Here is a 16004-nt window from a genome sequence, read left to right as displayed (position 1 = left end):
CAAAGTTTGGGATTGAGTCCAGCCTACCGTGGGACTGAGTCCCGCGGAGTCGGTTGGGGAGTCTCTACGACATGGGTGCGGTGTCCTCCGCGGGGGCCTGCACGGATTCGACAAACGCCGCAGCGATCTCGGCCGCCGTGTGGGTGATCTGCCAGGGACGGGCGCCGTGCGCGGCCAGGGCGTCGGCGATGGATGCCGCATCCACCGTCTCGGGCGGGGTCCACGCGATGCGACGAAGTGTGTCGGGGGTGAGGAGGTTCTCCGTCGGCATGTGGAGTTCTTCCGCGATCGCCTCGACGCGCGGGCGCGCGGCTTTCAGGCGCGCGTCCGCCGCGGGATTGCGATCGATCCAGGCACGGGGTGGCGGCATCCCGTCGCCGGGAACGCGTTCGGGGGGCAGAACCGGGTCGGCACGGCCCGCCTCGATCGCCGCCCACCACCGGTCGAGCTGGGTGCGGCTGGCGCGGCCGTTGAACTCCTTCAGGCGCGCAAGGTCTCCCTTGGATGCCGGATCTGCCGCTATTGCCGCAACGAGTGCCCGGTCGGGGACGAGCCGTCCAGGAGACACATCCTCTTCGCGCGCGAACTCCTCGCGCGCGGTCCACAGGGCCCGCGCCACGGCGAGCGCGCGGCGGCCGCGCACGGTGTGCAATCCGCTGAGGCGCCGCCACGGGTCTTCCCGTGGCGGCTTGAGCGGGCGCGTGCGGACGGTCTCGAACTCCTGATCGGCGATCTCGAGTTTGTCTTGCTCATGCAGCTCCTCCAGCAGTACGTCGTAGACGTCGACGAGGTGGAGGACATCGAGCGCGGCATATTCGAGCCACGACTGGGGAAGCGGACGTGTGGACCAATCAGCCGCGGAGTGCGCCTTGGCGAGGGTGATGCCGAGCGTGTCTTCGACGACGGCCCCGAGGCCGACGCGGTCATGACCCAGCAGACGGGCCGCCAGTTCGGTGTCGAAGATCGACGGGGGATCGAGATGCGCTTCCCGCAGCGAAGGGAGGTCCTGGCTTGCGGCGTGCAGAATCCACTCCACGCCGCCGATCGCCTCCTGCAGCGGGGACATGTCGCCGATCGCGGGCGGGTCGAAGAGGAAGACCCCCGCGCCCCGACGGAAGACCTGGATGAGGTAGGCGCGCTGCGAGTAGCGGAAGCCCGACGCGCGTTCGACGTCGACCGCCGCGGGACCTGTCCCGGCGGAGAGCAGCGCGGCGGCGTCGCCCAGCCCCGCCTGATCGGAGATGACGGTGTATTCAGCCACGTGTGTTCCTGTGCGTGCCGGCGGGCTTCCGCGCGGCGAAGAGAGCGATGTCCTCGGACCCCGGGGGGAGTCCGGCCAGCATGCAGACGAGTTCGGCCCACGCATCCACGTGCGCCGTCAGGTCGCCCGCGGGTGACCACGATGCGCGGAGTTCGATCTGCGCGCCGTCACCCTCCGCCGCGAGCGTGCCGAACCCCTTCGAGAGCGTCTTGGTGGCGGTTCCGGATGCCGCATCGAATTCCGCGCCGCGGGCGCGAAGCGCGTCGACGAGCCACGACCACGCGACATCGACCAACAGCGGGTCGGTGCCGATCTCCGGTTCGAGCGGCGCCTGGGCAAAACAGACGACCCGCCACGGCCCACCCCACGCATCCGGCTCGTCGACGTCGTGCAGCAGAATGAACCGTCCGGTCCCGTACTCGGAATCGACTGCGTGGGCGCCCTGGCGGACGTCACCGGCCAGAGCGATGGCGTCGGGTGCCAGTGACGCCGGAGCGGGCATCTCGCGCACGGTGAAGTCCGACCGAAACGTCATGGCACGCAGAGCGTCGGCTACTGCGGGGAAGGCCGTGAAACCGGCCGACGGACGGGATTCATCCACGTCGACAGACTAGGCTGGTGGGGCGATGATGGCATCCAGGCGCGCCGTTCCCGGGAGCGCACCACTCCGGGAGTTCGCGCTTCTGCGTACCCTCACGGTCACACTCGCGTCGGCTCTTGTCGGCGTGCTCGCGATGATCTCGTTCGTCTCACTCAGGATGGCCCGGCGCGTCGTGACGCCGGCCGGCCGCCGGCCCGACACCCGCATCGTCGATGTCGATGTCGCCGCTCAGACCATCACTCTGGGTCGCACGCCCGACACGACGCTCCCCGGCCGATACGGGCTGTTCACGACGGGCACAGCCGACTACCTCAAACTCGGCTCTGTCCTTGCGGAGACCGACACGACGGTCAAGCGGAAGCTGTTGACCCACGTGGACCTCCGTTCGCAGCTCGGCGCCGAGGCCGCGTTCAGCGGGTGGTACTACCAACGCCCTGAAGAGCTGCACCTTCCGTTCCACGACGTGCAGATCCCCGCGGCGCTGGGGCCGTGTCCGGCCTGGGAGTTCCCGGCGAACGGCGACGCCGACACGTGGGTGATCCAGATCCACGGGCGGGGGACGACCCGCGCCGAGTGCCTGCGCGCGGTGCCGCTCTTCCACGCCCGCGGAATCACCTCGCTCCTCGTGTCCTACCGCAACGACGGCGATGCTCCGAGGTCGCGAACCGGTACCTACGCGCTGGGGGCGACGGAGTGGCGCGACATCGATGCCGCCATCACCTGGGCACGAAGCCGCGGCGCTGCGCGCATCATCCTGATGGGGTGGTCGATGGGCGGGGCGATCGCGCTGCAGGCGGCGCTCGGCTCGGCTCACCGGGAGAGGATCGTGGGAGTCGCGCTCGATTCGCCGGTCGTCGACTGGCGGATCGTCCTGTCCTTCCAGGCGCGGTTGCTCGGCCTCCCGGCTCCCGTCGCAGATCTCACCATCGGTGCGCTGCGGGCCGACTGGACCAGTGGGGCGACCGGCGCAGGTGCGGCGATCCCGTTCGACCGGCTCGATGTCGTGGCGCGCGCGGGGGAGCTCCGGCATCCTCTCCTCATCCTCCACAGCGATGACGACGGGTTCGTGCCCTCGGATGCGTCGCACCAGCTCGCCGATGCCCGTCCCGATCTCGTCGACCTGCAGGTCTTCGACACGGCGCGACACACGAAGCTCTGGAACTACGACCAGGACCGGTGGACGCTCGCGATCGAAGAGTGGCTCGACCGGCACGAACTCAGCGGTACGGTGCCCCGGTCTAGGGTTGACGAGTGATGAGCGCCGCGCCCGGAATCGTGCACTTGAGCGACCGGAACCCACAGGTGACCGGAACCGACATGGTGGCCGCTCTTGTGCCGCCGCCGCAATTCGACGGCGCGACCTTCGAGACCTACCGCGTCGACCCCCAGTATCCGTCGCAGCAGGAGGCGAAAGACCTCCTTGTGAACTTCGCGCGCGGGGGAGCTCCCGCCGAGCGCGGCGGGCTGTTCCGGCGGGCCAAGAAGGCCCCCGAGATGAAGCCGGGCGTGTACGTGGACGGCGGCTTCGGTGTGGGCAAGACCCACCTGCTCGCCTCGATCTACCACGCCATGCCCGCGCGCCGGAAGTACTTCGGATCATTCATCGAATACACCGCGCTCGTCGGGGCGCTCGGTTATCAGAAGACCGTCGAACTCTTCCGCGGGGCCGATCTGCTGTGCATCGACGAGTTCGAGCTCGACGATCCGGGCGACACCATGGTGATGACGAGGCTTCTGGGCGAGCTCGTGCCGACCGGCACCCGACTGGCGGCCACGTCGAACACCCCGCCCAACGCGCTGGGCGAGGGACGTTTCGCCGCGCAGGATTTCCTGCGCGAGATCCACGCGATGTCGGCGAGCTTCCAGACGATCCGCATTGACGGCACCGACTACCGTCAGCGTGCCCTCGACGGACACGCGATTCGGTTGGACGATGCCGCGTACGCCGACGCCATCGCGGCGGCGGCGGCATCCGGAACGACGTCGGACGACTCGTTCGCCGACCTCATCCGCCATCTCGCCGGCGTGCACCCCTCGCGGTATCTGCGCGTGATCGACGGTGTCCGCACCATCGGACTCCGGGACGTGACGACGCTGGAAGACCAGTCGGCCGCCCTGCGCTTCGTCGCTTTCGTCGACCGCGCCTACGATGCGCAGATTCCGCTCCGCGCCACCGGCACGCCGGTCGACCAGGTGTTCTCCGAAGAAATGCTCGCCGGTGGGTACCGGAAGAAGTACCTGCGGGCCCTCTCGCGGCTGATGGCGCTCACGCACAGCTGAGATCCGTAGCCGATCCTCGGGGTCGCGAAACGTGATGTTTACGCACAGGGTGCTCGCGTAACCATCCGGAAACACGACACGCATGCCCCAGGAAACGGCACGTGGACAGACTGGGCCGTGCCCGAAGAGCCGCACTCCCGAATGCTTGCGGCCTCCGGGGTCTTGAGTAACACGACACACGAATGAGGAACACTCATGGATTCAGGCAATTTCGCTTGGTCGATCACCGCAACGGCCTTGGTGCTGTTCATGACGCCCGGTGTGGCGTTCTTCTACGGAGGGCTCGTCAAGGCCAAGAGCGTCGTCAGCATGATGATGCTCAGCTTCGGGGCCATGGGCCTCGTCGCGGTCCTGTGGGTCCTCTTTGGATTCAACATGTCCGGCATCTCGGAAACCGAAACCTGGGGCTTCCAGTTCTCCGGTAACCCGTTCACCGAGAACTTCGCCCTGGCCGGCTATGACAGCGCAACGCTCGTCGGCGCCACGTTCGGCGCCACGTTCGCCATCATCACCGTCGCTCTGATCTCCGGTGCGATCGCAGACCGTGCGAAGTTCGGCGCATGGCTGCTGTTCGCCGGTATCTGGGCCACGGTCGTCTACTTCCCCGTCGCTGCGTGGGTCTGGGGCGCGGGCGGGTGGATCTACAACCTCGGTGCCGCGTTCGGCTTCGACTACAGCACGATCGACTACGCCGGTGGAACTGCGGTCCACATCAACGCCGGTGCCGCTGCTCTCGCGCTCGCCCTGGTTCTCGGCAAGCGTGTCGGTTTCCAGAAGGGCATCCAGAAGCCGCACAACGTGCCGCTCGTCATGCTCGGCGCGGCGATCCTGTGGTTCGGTTGGTTCGGATTCAACGCCGGCGCGGAGGGCACCTTCGGCCTCCTCGGTGAAGAGAACACGGGTGCGGGCCTCATCGTGGTCAACACGCTGGGTGCGACGGCTGCGGCCATCCTCGGCTGGATCCTGGTGGAGAAGCTCAAGGACGGCAAGGCCACGTCGGTCGGCGCTGCGTCGGGCGCTGTCGCCGGTCTCGTCGCGATCACTCCTGCGTGCGCCAACCTCGACCCGATCTGGGCTCTCGTCCTCGGTCTCGTCGCCGGTGCGGTCTGCGCCCTGGCGATCGAGCTCAAGTGGAAGCTCGGCTACGATGACTCGCTCGACGTCGTCGGCATCCACATGGTCGGTGGCTTCATCGGTTGCTGGTACCTCGGCTTCTTCGCCATCGACACCGGTCTGTTCACCGGCGGCAACGGCGGCCAGCTGCTCCTCCAGATCATCGCCTCGGTTGCTGTCGCCATCTACTCCTTCGTCGTCGCCTATGTCCTCGGCACGATCATCGAGAAGACGATCGGCTTCCGCGTGAAGAACGAAGACGAGATCGCCGGCATCGACACGGTCGTCCACGGCGAAGAGGGCTACGCGCTCGTCGACTGATCTGCATCACACAGCACGCTTCAGGGCGTCGGACTTCGGTCCGGCGCCCTTCGGCGTTTTGCTACGGTTTCGATATGAACGCCGCGCGCAAAGACAGCACCCTCACCGCGTTCTTGAAGGCTGTCGTGTCGGCCTTCAGCGGCTCTCCTGCCCGTGATGTGTCGACCGTGGCCGTCGCGACGGACGCTGGCACCTCGCCGGGCCAGCGAGGTGACACCGCGACACGGGAAGTGATGCCGCCGGCGGCGGGGGGCCTCCGCATCACGTACGCGCCCGACCGCGACGGCGATCCGGATGCCGGTGAGGTCATCTGGACGTGGGTGCCTTACGACGAGAACGACGGACGAGGGAAGGACAGGCCCGTCCTGGTGATCGCGCGGCAGGATTCTGATCGCGTCTACGCCGTGCGCCTCACCAGTAAGTCCCACGACGGTGACCGGGATTTCCTCTCGATCGGTTCGGGGGAGTGGGACTCACAGGGACGCGAGTCCTGGGTCGACATCGAGCAGGTCTACAGCATCCACACCCGCGGGATGAGGCGGGAAGCCGCGGTGCTCGACCTCACGCGGTTCGCCCGCGTGGCTCAGGCGTTGCAGGCACGCTATGGGTGGAGTGCGGGTGCGTAAGGGACGGCGCTTCGCTGGTCACTGGCTCGTTGTCGCCGCCCTGGCCGCGCTCATCCCGGCGTGGCTCACCGTCATGACCGTCGGGGGATGTCAGGACGCCGTCGACCCCGCCCTGAGTGTCTGCACGAGCGGACCGGCGCTCGGTGACGCGGGCACGGTCGTCGTCTGGGGGCTCTGGGCGGTCTTGGCTCTCTGGTGCATCGGCCGCGCGTTCCGTCCCCTGCGGCAACCGCGCATCCGAGAGTCGCGGACGGCCCCGCCGCGCGCGGGCGGATCCGTTCCGCGCACAGGTGCGCATACGGCGGTGGAGGTGCCGCTTCCGGAACGCGGCGGTGTGCGACTTCAGTACGCGCCCAGCCGGAACGGCCAGCCCGATGCCGGCGAGGTCGTCTGGGCATGGGTGCCCTTCCAGGAGGACCCCACGCGGGGCAAGGACCGACCGTTGCTCATCATCGCTCGTCACGATGCGCAACACATGCTGGCGTTGAAGCTGACCAGCAAACCTCGTGAACGCGACAGTGCTCACCTGGGGATCGGATCCGGTCCCTGGGACGTTCAGGGGCGTCCCAGTTGGATCGACATCGAGCAGCTTTATCGCGTGCACCGCGCCGGGATCCGGCGCGAAGCCGCCCCGGTGGGGAGTGATGTGTTCGGTCGCGTCTCTGACGCGCTCGTCACGCGCTATGGCTGGGTGCGCGCGGACTGAACGGGACGTCTACTCGATCGACGTCGTGACCGACGCCGGCGCGAAGATGATGATCGCCGCGCCGAGGAGCGCGACCGCCGAGCCGACGTAGTCCCACACGGTGGGCTTGAACCCGTCGATCACGATGCCCCACGCGAGCGATCCGGCGACGAACACACCGCCGTACGCGGCGAGCACACGACCGAAGTTCGCATCCGGCTGCAGTGCGGCGATGAATCCGTAGGCGCCAAGGGCGATGATTCCGACGAGCGCGAAGACCCATCCCTTGTTCTCGCGCACGGCCTGCCAGATGAGCCACGCGCCGCCGATCTCGGCCACAGCCGCGAGGAGAAACAGGATGATGATGCGCGCGGTGGTCATCCGCCCAGTTTCGCAGGTCGCTGCGATGGAGCACGCGCGAAGAAGCCCCGCTCTCAGCGGCGGAAGCGTGAGAACGGGGCTGGTGTGGTGGGCGATGCGGGACTTGAACCCACGACCTCTTCCGTGTGAAGGAAGCGCGCTACCAACTGCGCCAATCGCCCAAATGTCCCGAAGGACACAAGTGATGATCGTACCGGATGCGGCGGTCTCGGACGAATCCGCGGCTCGGACACGCGCGGGCGGCACCGGTTTTGCACTTCGCGAAACGTGGACTAAAGTCGATCTAGTGCCCGGGGCAACCAGGGAACATGCGGATGTAGCGCAGTGGTAGCGCATAACCTTGCCAAGGTTAGGGTCGCGAGTTCGAATCTCGTCATCCGCTCGAGTGCTGGATCCCTCTTCGGAGGGATCTTGGCATGTGGGATCAAACCACACGTGGTGGCGTGGCCGAGCGGCTAGGCACCGGCCTGCAAAGCCGTTTACACGGGTTCGAATCCCGTCGCCACCTCCACTCAACTGAATAGCCTGCGAAGGCGCGATTGGCGCAGCGGTAGCGCGCTTCCCTGACACGGAAGAGGTCACTGGTTCGATCCCAGTATCGCGCACACAAGAAAACCCCCGGCTTGCCGGGGGTTTTTCGTTTGCCTGACGCAATCGCGACTCGACAGCTAGGCTCGGCGCATGGCCCACCTCGTGCTCTCGGTCGTCGGCGACGACCGCTCCGGACTCGTCAGCGCCCTCGCCCACGAAGTCGCCGCCCACGGCGGCAACTGGGAGCAGAGCGAACTCGCAGAACTCGCGGGCGCCTTCGCGGGAATCGTCCTGGTCTCGGTGCCGGACGAGCGGGTCGCCGAACTGAGCGACGCGCTCACGGGTCTCGACGGCCTGCTCCGAGTGACAGCGCACGCGGGCACGTCTCTGGAACACGAACGGACCGGGCGCCCGCTCTCGTTCACGGTCCTCGGCAACGACCGGCCGGGGATCGTCCGCGACGTCACGGCCGCGATCACCGCCCATGCACTGAGCATCGACAGCTTCCGCAGTCGCACGGTCGAGGCGCCGATGGCCGGTGGCACGCTTTTCGAAGCGACCGTGTCTGTCAGTGTTCCGCGCGAAGCGGATGCCGTCGCCATCATCGCCGCGCTGGAAGAACTCGCCGGCGAGATCCAGGTCGACCTCTCCGTCGCCTGAACTGCGCCCCGGCGATGGATCACGCGTACGAGCTGATCTCCGGCATCCGTCAGGACCTCACCGATGCCGCCGATCCCGCGCGAGCGCCCGGGCAGCAGGCCTACATGAAGTCTGCGATGCCGTTCCTCGGCGTGCGCATGCCGGAGGTGCGCAGGCTCGCCCGCGAACGGGTTCGTGGTGAGCGTGACTCGGCTGTTCTCCTCGATGTCGCGCAGTGCCTCTGGGACGATGCCGGTTTCCGTGAGGAGCGCTACGCGGCACTCGCCGTGCTCGGTGTACGCACGCTGCGCGGCGACCTCTCCCTCGTGCCGATCATCGAACACGTCGTTCGCACCGGGCAGTGGTGGGATTTCACGGACGAAGTGGCGCATCGCGTTGCTGAGCTGTGGGCGGGACACGCGCCGGAGATGTCGTTCCTCGTGCGGACGTGGAGCGCTGACGACGACGTCTGGATGCGGCGGCTCGCGATCATCGCGCAGCTCGGTCGTCGCGGCGCGCTCGATCGAGCCTTGTTGGAAGAGGTGATCGTCCCGAACCTCGGCGATTGCGAGTTCTTCATCCGCAAGGCGATCGGCTGGGCACTCCGTGACGCCGCGCGGACGGATCCGGACTGGGTGCGCGCCTTCGTGGCCGCGCACCCGCTGAGCCCGCTCAGTGCGCGCGAAGCGCTGCGGCGGCTCTGAGCGCAGTCACCACGCCAGCGGCACCACGGCAAGCGCCACGACGAGCGGTGCGGCCACGAGGCCCCAGAGGATGTACCCGCGCCAGGGGACATCACGATCACCCGTCCGCGCGAGAGGCGAGCAAGCCACGCGGCGACGACGTCGAACACGCCGGCGAGGGCGGCCAGTTCCGCGACGATCGTCACCGCCACGACGAACAGCAGCATCGGCCAGACGCGGTCGGCGATCATCAGAGCATCGGCCACGGGCAACGCGCCCGTGAGCACCGCTGCGCCTCCGGCGAGGAGCAGCACCACTCCGACGACGGCGAGGATCACGGCATCCATCATGGACTCTGCATCTCGGGGCACGCGCCACGACGATAGACTCGGGGTTTCGAGCCACCTTCTGGAGACCTTCCCGTGACTGTCGCCTCACCCTCCCCGGACGTGTCCTTCCCGGCCGACGGATTCGCCCTCTTCCCCGACCGCTCCGTTGTCGCTCTTCGCGTCAACGGCGAGCTCCGAGACCTCGCCGTCACGGTCGACGCTTCCGAGACGGTCGAACCCGTCACAGCGGACAGCCCGGACGGATTGTCGATTCTGCGCCACTCGACGGCGCACATCCTCGCCCAGGCCGTCCAGCGCATCAAACCGCAGGCGAACCTCGGCATCGGGCCGCCGATCACCGACGGCTTCTATTACGACTTCGCGGTCGATGAGCCCTTCACGCCCGAAGACCTCAAGGCGATCAAGAAGGAGATGGAACGGATCGTCCGGGAGAACCAGCGGTTCGTCCGCCGCGTGGTCACCGAAGACGACGCGCGCGCCGAGATGGCGAACGAACCGTTCAAGCTCGAACTGATCGACCTCGCGGGCGGCCCCGGATCGGGTGCGAACGCCGCCGAGGGCGCCTCCGCCGAAATCGGCGCCGGTGACCTCACGATCTACGACAACGTGAACCGCGACGGCGAGACGGTCTGGAAGGACCTCTGCCGGGGCCCGCACGTCCCTGGAACCCGCATCGTCGGCAACGGCTGGGACCTCACCCGCATCGCCGGGGCGTATTGGCGCGGGAGCGAGAAGAATCCACAGCTCCAGCGGATCTACGGCACCGCATGGCCCACGAAGGACGAACTGCGCGCCTACCAGCAGCGCCTCGAAGAGGCGGCGAAGCGCGACCACCGCAAACTCGGCAAGGAACTCGACCTCTTCTCGTTCCCGGAGGAGATCGGCTCCGGCCTGTCGGTCTGGCATCCCAAGGGCGGCATCATTCGCGGTGAGATGGAGCAGCACGCGCGGCGGCGGCATGTGGAGGGCGGCTACACCTACGTCTACACGCCGCACATCTCGAAGGAAGATCTCTTCCTCACCTCGAACCACCTCGTCACCTACCGCGAGGGCATGTTCCCGCCGATCGTGATGGACGAGGAGCGCGACGCCGAGGGCACCGTCACCAAGAAGGGCCAGGACTACTACCTGAAGCCCATGAACTGCCCGATGCACATCTTGATCTACAAGGAGCGTGGGCGCAGCTATCGTGACCTGCCGATGCGCCTCGCCGAAAACGGCACGGTGTATCGAAACGAGCTCTCCGGGGCGCTCCACGGGCTCACCCGGGTTCGCGGATTCACCCAGGACGATTCGCACCTGTTCGTCACCCCCGACCAACTCGAGACCGAGACCGCACGCGTGCTGGAGTTCGTGCTGTCGATGCTCCGCGACTTCGGTCTCGAGGACTTCGAGCTCGAACTCTCGATGCGCGACGACGAGAAGTCGAAGTGGATCGGTTCGGATGAGTTCTGGGAGTACTCGACGAATGCCCTCCGCCAGGTCGCGCTGTCGAGCGGCCTGAAGGTCACCGAAGTCCCCGGCGAGGCCGCGTTCTACGGCCCGAAGATCGACCTCAAGACCCGCGACGCGATCGGTCGGACGTGGCAGCTGTCGACCGTGCAGGTCGACGTCAATCTTCCGGAGCGGTTCGATCTGGAATACACCGGACCGGACGGCGAGAAGCACCGCCCGATCATGATCCACCGGGCCCTCTTCGGGTCGATCGAACGCTTCTTCGCGATCCTGCTCGAGCACTATGCCGGGGCGTTCCCGGTCTGGCTTGCGCCAGTTCAGGTCGTCGCGATCCCGGTGGCCGAGCAGTTCGGAGATTATCTGGATGAGATCGTCGATCGGCTTCGCGCGACGGGTGTGCGGGCTGAGGTCGATCACTCCGACGACCGCATGCAGAAGAAGATCCGCACCCACACGACGCAGAAGGTGCCGCTGCAGCTCATTGCCGGTGAGCAGGATCGTTCGGCGGGCACCGTGTCGTTCCGATTCCGCGATGGGTCGCAGACCAACGGCATCCCGGTAGACGAGGCGATCGAGAAGATTCGCACCGCGATCGCCGACCGCACGCTGATCAACACGGCGGCGGACCTCGCGTGAGAGACGTCGGCCGGTGACCGCGCACGGTGAGGACCTCGGGTCGGCGCTTGTCGATGCGAGTACACTCGCCGGCGTTCCCGACGCATTCCAGCGGTTGTGGACACCGCATCGGATGGCGTATATCACCGCCGGCGCGGATGTGAACCGGGGGAGCGGGTGCCCGTTCTGCGTCGCTCCTGAGCTCTCCGATCCCGAGGGCCTCATCGTGCATCGGGGGCGTACCTCCTACGTCCTGCTGAATCTCTTCCCCTACAATTCCGGTCACCTGCTCGTATGCCCTTATCGGCATGTACCGACGTACGATCTCGCGACATCCGAAGAGACTGCGGAGATCGCGGAGTTCACCCAGACCGCGATGCGGGTTCTTCGGACGGTTTCTCGGTGTGATGGCTTCAACATCGGCATGAATCAGGGCGCGGTCGCCGGCGCCGGAGTCGACGAGCACCTCCATCAGCACATCGTGCCGCGGTGGTCGACCGACGCGAACTTCTTCCCGATCATCGCGCGCACCAAGGCTCTGCCGCAGTTGCTGGGGGACGTGCGAGAAGCTGTGGCATCCGCCTGGCCCGCCGGCTGAGTTCGCCCCCCGGGGTGTGGACAACCGCCTCGGTGCGATGCGCGTCCTCAGTAGGGTGATGGCTTTCCAGGAAGGGATGCCGCATGTCGCTGCGCACACCACTCGCCCTCGCGGCGCTCGGCGTCACGCTACTGTCACTGACCGCCTGTACCGGCTCGGCGACCGTCCCATCGACACCGAGCGCGTCGACACCATCATCTGCAGAGACGGCGGCGGGCGAGCCTGGCCTGGAGGACACGTTCGCGGAGCGTGAGCAGTTCTTCCGGGATCAACAGTTCGTCCGCGGCAGCACGACCCTGAGCGCCGTCACGCCCGCACAGCTGGATTTCATCGCCGAGCAACGCGCGTACATCGAATCGCACGGCGCGGTGTGGTCGGCGGAGTATGAGACGGTCTATCTCGCGCTCACCGCGGATGCCTGCGAAACCTCGATCCTGAACGGTCATGCCCTGAATGCGGCGACCTTCACGACCCATCTGCAGACGTCGCCGCTCGTCGCGACCCTTGTGGACGGCGTGGCGGAGGATCAGGTGCCGGCGGCAACCGCCAATCTTGCCTCTGTCATGGTGTTCGGCACGAGCTTCCTGTGCCCGGCCGACGCCCCGCAATGGGAGGCCGCCTACACCGAGGTCTTCGGCTAGCGAACCTGCGTCACCGCGAACTGCATGCGCGGGTGGGCGTACGATTCCTGCGACTCGACGAGGCGGAGCTCACGCGCGCCTGAATCGTAGGTGTTCTGCAGGAGATCGAAGACACTCGAGACGGTGCGTGCGAGCGCATCGGCGGCATCTCCACTGCGCGTGTAGTGCGCGGTGAACAGCGCCGCGGTCACATCGCCGGACCCGTTGGCCTTCATCGGAATGTGCGGTGTCTGGACGATCCATGCGCCCGCGTCGGTCACCGCGAGCATCTCGATCGTGCCCTCCGGGCGGTCGGGACGCTCCACGGAGGTCACCAGGACGGTCCGAGGTCCGAGCGCGCGCGCCGCATCCGCCGAGGCGAGCGTGGAGGCGAGGTCGGTCGGTTCTGTGCCGGTGAGGAAGCCGAGTTCGAACTGATTCGGCGTGATGATGTCGGCGGCCGGAACGACCCGCTCGCGCAGCAGAATCGGGATGGCGGGCGCGACGAAGCATCCGCTCTTCGCATTGCCCATGACGGGATCGCACGCGTAGACGGCGGACGGATTCGCGGCTTTCACCCGCGCCACCGTGTCGAGGATCACGTCGCCGATCCCTTCACCGCCCTGGTAGCCGGAGAGGACAACGTCGATGTCCCCGAACACCCCACGGTCTTCGATACCGGCGATGACCTCGCGCACGTCATCCGGAGCGATGAGCGGACCGCGCCAGGCACCGTAGCCGGTGTGGTTGGAGAAGTTCACTGTGTAGACGGGAAGGACCTCCACGCCGATGCGCTGCAGGGGGAAGACGGCGGCGGAGTTGCCGACGTGGCCGTACGCGACGGCGGATTGGATGGACAGAATCTTCACGAGCGGATCATCCCACTTTCTTTGGCAGCGGCCGCGTCGACGGCGGCGGAGAGGTCGGAGGCCAGCCGGGCGGCATCGGCATCCGAGAGATCGTGAACGGTGAGGCGCAGATGGAATGCTGCCGCCTCGTCGGAGAGGACGAACTCGTCGCCCGGGCGTGCGAGCCATCCGCGGCGCATGAGCTGCTCAGCCACGACGCGTGCCGGTGCCGCCACTCGCACCCACAGATTGAGTCCGTCTCCCGAAACCGCATCGATTCCGTGGCCGACCAGCCGCTGCGCGAAGGCCATATTCCGAGTGGCATAGTGCGTGGCGGCGGCGCGGATGCCCGCGCGCGTCGCCTCGTCGGTGACGAGCGCGTGCGTGAGTCGCTGGAGCAGGTGACTGACCCAGATCGTCCCCGGACTCAGCCGCATTGCCAACCGGTCTGCGGTGTCGGGATCGGAAGCGGTCACCGCGAGGCACATATCGGGGCCGAGGAACTTCGACACCGACCTGATCAGGGCGTACCGCCGGTGTGACGGACCGATGAGCGAGGTGAAGGGCTGGGACGACAGCAGAGAGAAATGGTCGTCTTCGATCACGAGGACGTACGGATGATCGGCGAGGACCGCGCGGAGGTCCGTCGCGCGCTGCGCACTCAGGCTCGCGCCGGTCGGGTTCTGCGCACGAGGAGTGCAGACGACGGCTCGGACACCGGCCGCGAGGGCGGCGCGAAGGCCGTCGACCGTCATGCCCTCTCGATCGACCGGAACGGGCACGGCGCGATAGCCGCCGAGCCGCACGGTGTTCATACTCGAGAGGAAGCACGGGTCTTCCAGCGCGACCGCATCGTCTCGTGTCAACGTCTGCGCCAAGAGTCGTTCGATCGCGTCGGACGCGCCGCTGGTGACCGTGAGGCGAAGGGGGAGATCGGGCCCGAGATCGGCCCGCACCCACTCGGTCGCCCACGCTTCCAGGTCACGATCGATCACCGGTTCGCCGTACAGCACGGGCCGGCTCCCGATCGTCGGCAGCACCGGGTGCAGCGGCGGGATGAGGGCGGCATCCGGGTTACCCGTCCCGATGTCGCGCAGAACACTGTCGGTCGCGTAGCCCTCTTGTGCGACGCGTTCGGGACCTGCGACGAGTGTTCCCGCGCGTCCTCGGCTGACGACGAGTCCGGCCTGCGCGAGGTGGCGATAAGCGGCCATGACGGTGTTGCGATTGACCGCGAGTCGGTCGGCGAGCGCCCGCACCGAGGGCAGAGCCGAACCTGCGCCGACGCCGCCCCGCTCGATGAGCGCCCGCAGGCTCTCGGCGATCTCGAGGGCCGATGCGCCCCGGATGCCCTCGTCGATCAGATCGTCCGCACTCATGTCGCGCTCCAGTCTATGGGCTTGGTACGTGCTAGTTTTTGGCCTAAGCCAATCCCGACGCCCGGCGCTCGCGCCCGAAGGAGCCCTCCATGTCCACTCCCGCCACCGGATCTTCGCGTGTCAAGCGCGGCCTCGCCGAGATGCTGAAGGGCGGTGTCATCATGGACGTCGTCACGGCTGAGCAGGCCAAGGTCGCCGAAGACGCCGGTGCTGTCGCGGTCATGGCGCTCGAGCGTGTGCCCGCCGACATCCGCGCGCAGGGGGGCGTGTCGCGGATGAGCGATCCCGACATGATCGATTCGATCATCGATGCTGTCTCGATCCCGGTGATGGCCAAAGCCCGCATCGGACACTTCGTCGAGGCGCAGGTGCTGCAGGAGCTCGGCGTCGATTACATCGACGAGTCTGAAGTCCTCTCGCCGGCCGACTACGTCAACCACATCGATAAGTGGGGTTACACGGTGCCGTTCGTCTGCGGTGCGACGAACCTCGGCGAGGCCCTGCGTCGCATCACGGAAGGCGCGGCGATGATTCGCTCGAAGGGTGAAGCCGGCACCGGTGACATCTCCGAGGCGATGAAGCACATCCGCAAGATCCGCGGCGAAATCGCCGGTCTGGCGGCGCTCTCGAAGGATGAGCTCTACGTCGCGGCGAAGGAGCTGCAGGCGCCGTACGACCTCGTCGCGGAAATCGCCGAGACCGGCGCACTCCCCGTCGTCCTGTTCGTCGCCGGTGGGGTTGCGACTCCGGCCGACGCCGCGATGATGATGCAGCTCGGCGCCGATGGCGTCTTCGTGGGCTCTGGCATCTTCAAGAGCGGCAACCCGGCCGAGCGTGCCGCCGCGATCGTCAAGGCCACGACGTTCTTCGATGACCCGAAGATCGTGGCGGAGGTCTCTCGTGGACTCGGCGAAGCGATGGTCGGCATCAACGTGTCCGATCTCCCCGCGCCGCACCGTCTCGCCGAGCGCGGATGGTGACGGCTCTCCACGCGCAGCACCTCTGTCCCACTTGTGGT

General features: G+C 67.2%; 17 protein-coding genes and 4 tRNA genes. 14 read left to right on the top strand and 7 right to left on the bottom strand.

Going from position 1 to position 16004, the window contains the following annotated elements:
• Positions 1-64 precede the first annotated feature (64 nt).
• Together Q0653_RS03355 and Q0653_RS03350 are read right to left on the bottom strand one after the other, a co-directional pair.
• The gene (locus Q0653_RS03355; RefSeq protein ID WP_298942550.1) at positions 65-1261 is read right to left on the bottom strand and encodes a ribonuclease D; all 1197 of its coding nucleotides are present in this window, start codon (positions 1259-1261) and stop codon (positions 65-67) included.
• A complete protein-coding gene (locus Q0653_RS03350) occupies positions 1254-1796 on the bottom strand; it encodes a DUF3000 domain-containing protein (RefSeq protein ID WP_298742490.1) in 543 nt (180 codons plus the stop codon). The genes Q0653_RS03355 and Q0653_RS03350 overlap by 8 nt, the downstream gene beginning before the upstream one ends.
• Before the next feature lie 91 nt (positions 1797-1887).
• Between Q0653_RS03350 and Q0653_RS03345 the strand changes: the two genes are divergently transcribed.
• The 5 genes from Q0653_RS03345 to Q0653_RS03325 all read left to right on the top strand — a co-directional run bounded on the left by Q0653_RS03345 (position 1888) and on the right by Q0653_RS03325 (position 6908).
• A complete protein-coding gene (locus Q0653_RS03345) occupies positions 1888-3117 on the top strand; it encodes an alpha/beta fold hydrolase (RefSeq protein WP_298942549.1) in 1230 nt (409 codons plus the stop codon).
• A complete protein-coding gene (gene zapE / locus Q0653_RS03340) occupies positions 3117-4142 on the top strand; it encodes a cell division protein ZapE (RefSeq protein ID WP_298942548.1) in 1026 nt (341 codons plus the stop codon). Before Q0653_RS03345 ends, zapE begins: the two co-directional genes overlap by 1 nt.
• A gap of 195 nt (positions 4143-4337) precedes the next feature.
• Positions 4338-5576 carry an ammonium transporter gene (locus Q0653_RS03335; RefSeq protein ID WP_298742348.1) on the top strand — a complete coding sequence of 413 codons (1239 nt, stop codon included), beginning with the start codon at positions 4338-4340 and terminating at the stop codon, positions 5574-5576.
• Positions 5577-5650: 74 nt separating this feature from the next.
• The gene (locus Q0653_RS03330) at positions 5651-6202 is read left to right on the top strand and encodes a type II toxin-antitoxin system PemK/MazF family toxin (protein WP_298942547.1); all 552 of its coding nucleotides are present in this window, start codon (positions 5651-5653) and stop codon (positions 6200-6202) included.
• Positions 6195-6908: a type II toxin-antitoxin system PemK/MazF family toxin gene (locus Q0653_RS03325; RefSeq protein WP_298742350.1), complete on the top strand. Its 714-nt coding sequence runs from the start codon at positions 6195-6197 to the stop codon at positions 6906-6908. Before Q0653_RS03330 ends, Q0653_RS03325 begins: the two co-directional genes overlap by 8 nt.
• Before the next feature lie 9 nt (positions 6909-6917).
• On the opposite strand, the gene Q0653_RS03320 is transcribed toward Q0653_RS03325, so the two are convergent.
• Together Q0653_RS03320 and Q0653_RS03315 are read right to left on the bottom strand one after the other, a co-directional pair.
• A complete protein-coding gene (locus Q0653_RS03320) occupies positions 6918-7268 on the bottom strand; it encodes a YnfA family protein (RefSeq protein WP_298742351.1) in 351 nt (116 codons plus the stop codon).
• Positions 7269-7353: 85 nt separating this feature from the next.
• Positions 7354-7429: transfer RNA gene (locus Q0653_RS03315), tRNA-Val, on the bottom strand.
• 149 nt (positions 7430-7578) lie between these two features.
• Here Q0653_RS03315 and Q0653_RS03310 point away from each other — a divergent pair.
• The 5 genes from Q0653_RS03310 to Q0653_RS03290 all read left to right on the top strand — a co-directional run bounded on the left by Q0653_RS03310 (position 7579) and on the right by Q0653_RS03290 (position 9142).
• Positions 7579-7650, top strand: a tRNA-Gly gene (locus Q0653_RS03310).
• Positions 7651-7705: 55 nt separating this feature from the next.
• A tRNA-Cys gene (locus Q0653_RS03305) sits at positions 7706-7779 on the top strand.
• A 22-nt stretch (positions 7780-7801) separates the two neighbouring features.
• Positions 7802-7873: transfer RNA gene (locus tag Q0653_RS03300), tRNA-Val, on the top strand.
• Positions 7874-7949: 76 nt separating this feature from the next.
• Positions 7950-8459, top strand: a complete 510-nt coding sequence (locus Q0653_RS03295; RefSeq protein ID WP_298942546.1) for an ACT domain-containing protein — start codon at positions 7950-7952, stop codon at positions 8457-8459.
• A 14-nt stretch (positions 8460-8473) separates the two neighbouring features.
• Positions 8474-9142: a DNA alkylation repair protein gene (locus Q0653_RS03290; protein WP_298942545.1), complete on the top strand. Its 669-nt coding sequence runs from the start codon at positions 8474-8476 to the stop codon at positions 9140-9142.
• A gap of 6 nt (positions 9143-9148) precedes the next feature.
• On the opposite strand, the gene Q0653_RS03285 is transcribed toward Q0653_RS03290, so the two are convergent.
• Positions 9149-9271 carry a hypothetical protein gene (locus tag Q0653_RS03285; protein WP_298942544.1) on the bottom strand — a complete coding sequence of 41 codons (123 nt, stop codon included), beginning with the start codon at positions 9269-9271 and terminating at the stop codon, positions 9149-9151.
• Between the two features lie 272 nt (positions 9272-9543).
• Between Q0653_RS03285 and thrS the strand changes: the two genes are divergently transcribed.
• The 3 genes from thrS (at position 9544) to Q0653_RS03270 (ending at position 12780) form a co-directional block, all read left to right on the top strand.
• Positions 9544-11562, top strand: coding sequence for a threonine--tRNA ligase (thrS, locus tag Q0653_RS03280; RefSeq protein WP_298942543.1), 2019 nt, complete (start codon positions 9544-9546; stop codon positions 11560-11562).
• Between the two features lie 13 nt (positions 11563-11575).
• A complete protein-coding gene (locus tag Q0653_RS03275; RefSeq protein ID WP_298942542.1) occupies positions 11576-12139 on the top strand; it encodes an HIT domain-containing protein in 564 nt (187 codons plus the stop codon).
• An 83-nt stretch (positions 12140-12222) separates the two neighbouring features.
• Positions 12223-12780: a hypothetical protein gene (locus Q0653_RS03270; protein ID WP_298942541.1), complete on the top strand. Its 558-nt coding sequence runs from the start codon at positions 12223-12225 to the stop codon at positions 12778-12780.
• Here Q0653_RS03270 and pdxY read toward each other — a convergent pair.
• Positions 12777-13628 carry a pyridoxal kinase PdxY gene (gene pdxY, locus Q0653_RS03265; protein ID WP_298742357.1) on the bottom strand — a complete coding sequence of 284 codons (852 nt, stop codon included), beginning with the start codon at positions 13626-13628 and terminating at the stop codon, positions 12777-12779. The genes Q0653_RS03270 and pdxY overlap by 4 nt on opposite strands.
• Positions 13625-14986 (bottom strand): aminotransferase class I/II-fold pyridoxal phosphate-dependent enzyme, encoded by a 1362-nt coding sequence (locus Q0653_RS03260; RefSeq protein ID WP_298942540.1) that lies wholly within the window; start codon positions 14984-14986, stop codon positions 13625-13627. The genes pdxY and Q0653_RS03260 overlap by 4 nt, the downstream gene beginning before the upstream one ends.
• 89 nt (positions 14987-15075) lie before the next feature.
• Between Q0653_RS03260 and pdxS the strand changes: the two genes are divergently transcribed.
• Positions 15076-15966, top strand: coding sequence for a pyridoxal 5'-phosphate synthase lyase subunit PdxS (gene pdxS / locus Q0653_RS03255; protein WP_298942539.1), 891 nt, complete (start codon positions 15076-15078; stop codon positions 15964-15966).
• Positions 15967-16004: the final 38 nt, after the last annotated feature.

It is taken from the genome of uncultured Microbacterium sp. (genome assembly GCF_947488465.1).
In the GTDB taxonomy this organism is placed as follows: domain Bacteria; phylum Actinomycetota; class Actinomycetes; order Actinomycetales; family Microbacteriaceae; genus Microbacterium.
This window is presented reverse-complemented; position numbering and strand designations above follow the sequence as displayed.

Bases quoted from the DNA above. Each gene is read 5' to 3' on its own strand.
- Q0653_RS03290 (WP_298942545.1), top strand. From the start codon at position 8,474: ATGGATCACGCGTACGAGCTGATCTCCGGCATCCGTCAGGACCTCACC.
- Q0653_RS03335 (WP_298742348.1), top strand. From the start codon at position 4,338: ATGGATTCAGGCAATTTCGCTTGGTCGATCACCGCAACGGCCTTGGTG.
- Q0653_RS03270 (WP_298942541.1), top strand. From the start codon at position 12,223: ATGTCGCTGCGCACACCACTCGCCCTCGCGGCGCTCGGCGTCACGCTA.
- Q0653_RS03260 (WP_298942540.1), bottom strand. From the start codon at position 14,986: ATGAGTGCGGACGATCTGATCGACGAGGGCATCCGGGGCGCATCGGCC.
- Q0653_RS03330 (WP_298942547.1), top strand. From the start codon at position 5,651: ATGAACGCCGCGCGCAAAGACAGCACCCTCACCGCGTTCTTGAAGGCT.
- zapE (WP_298942548.1), top strand. From the start codon at position 3,117: ATGAGCGCCGCGCCCGGAATCGTGCACTTGAGCGACCGGAACCCACAG.
- Q0653_RS03295 (WP_298942546.1), top strand. From the start codon at position 7,950: ATGGCCCACCTCGTGCTCTCGGTCGTCGGCGACGACCGCTCCGGACTC.
- Q0653_RS03320 (WP_298742351.1), bottom strand. From the start codon at position 7,268: ATGACCACCGCGCGCATCATCATCCTGTTTCTCCTCGCGGCTGTGGCC.
- pdxS (WP_298942539.1), top strand. From the start codon at position 15,076: ATGTCCACTCCCGCCACCGGATCTTCGCGTGTCAAGCGCGGCCTCGCC.
- Q0653_RS03350 (WP_298742490.1), bottom strand. From the start codon at position 1,796: ATGACGTTTCGGTCGGACTTCACCGTGCGCGAGATGCCCGCTCCGGCG.
- Q0653_RS03345 (WP_298942549.1), top strand. From the start codon at position 1,888: ATGATGGCATCCAGGCGCGCCGTTCCCGGGAGCGCACCACTCCGGGAG.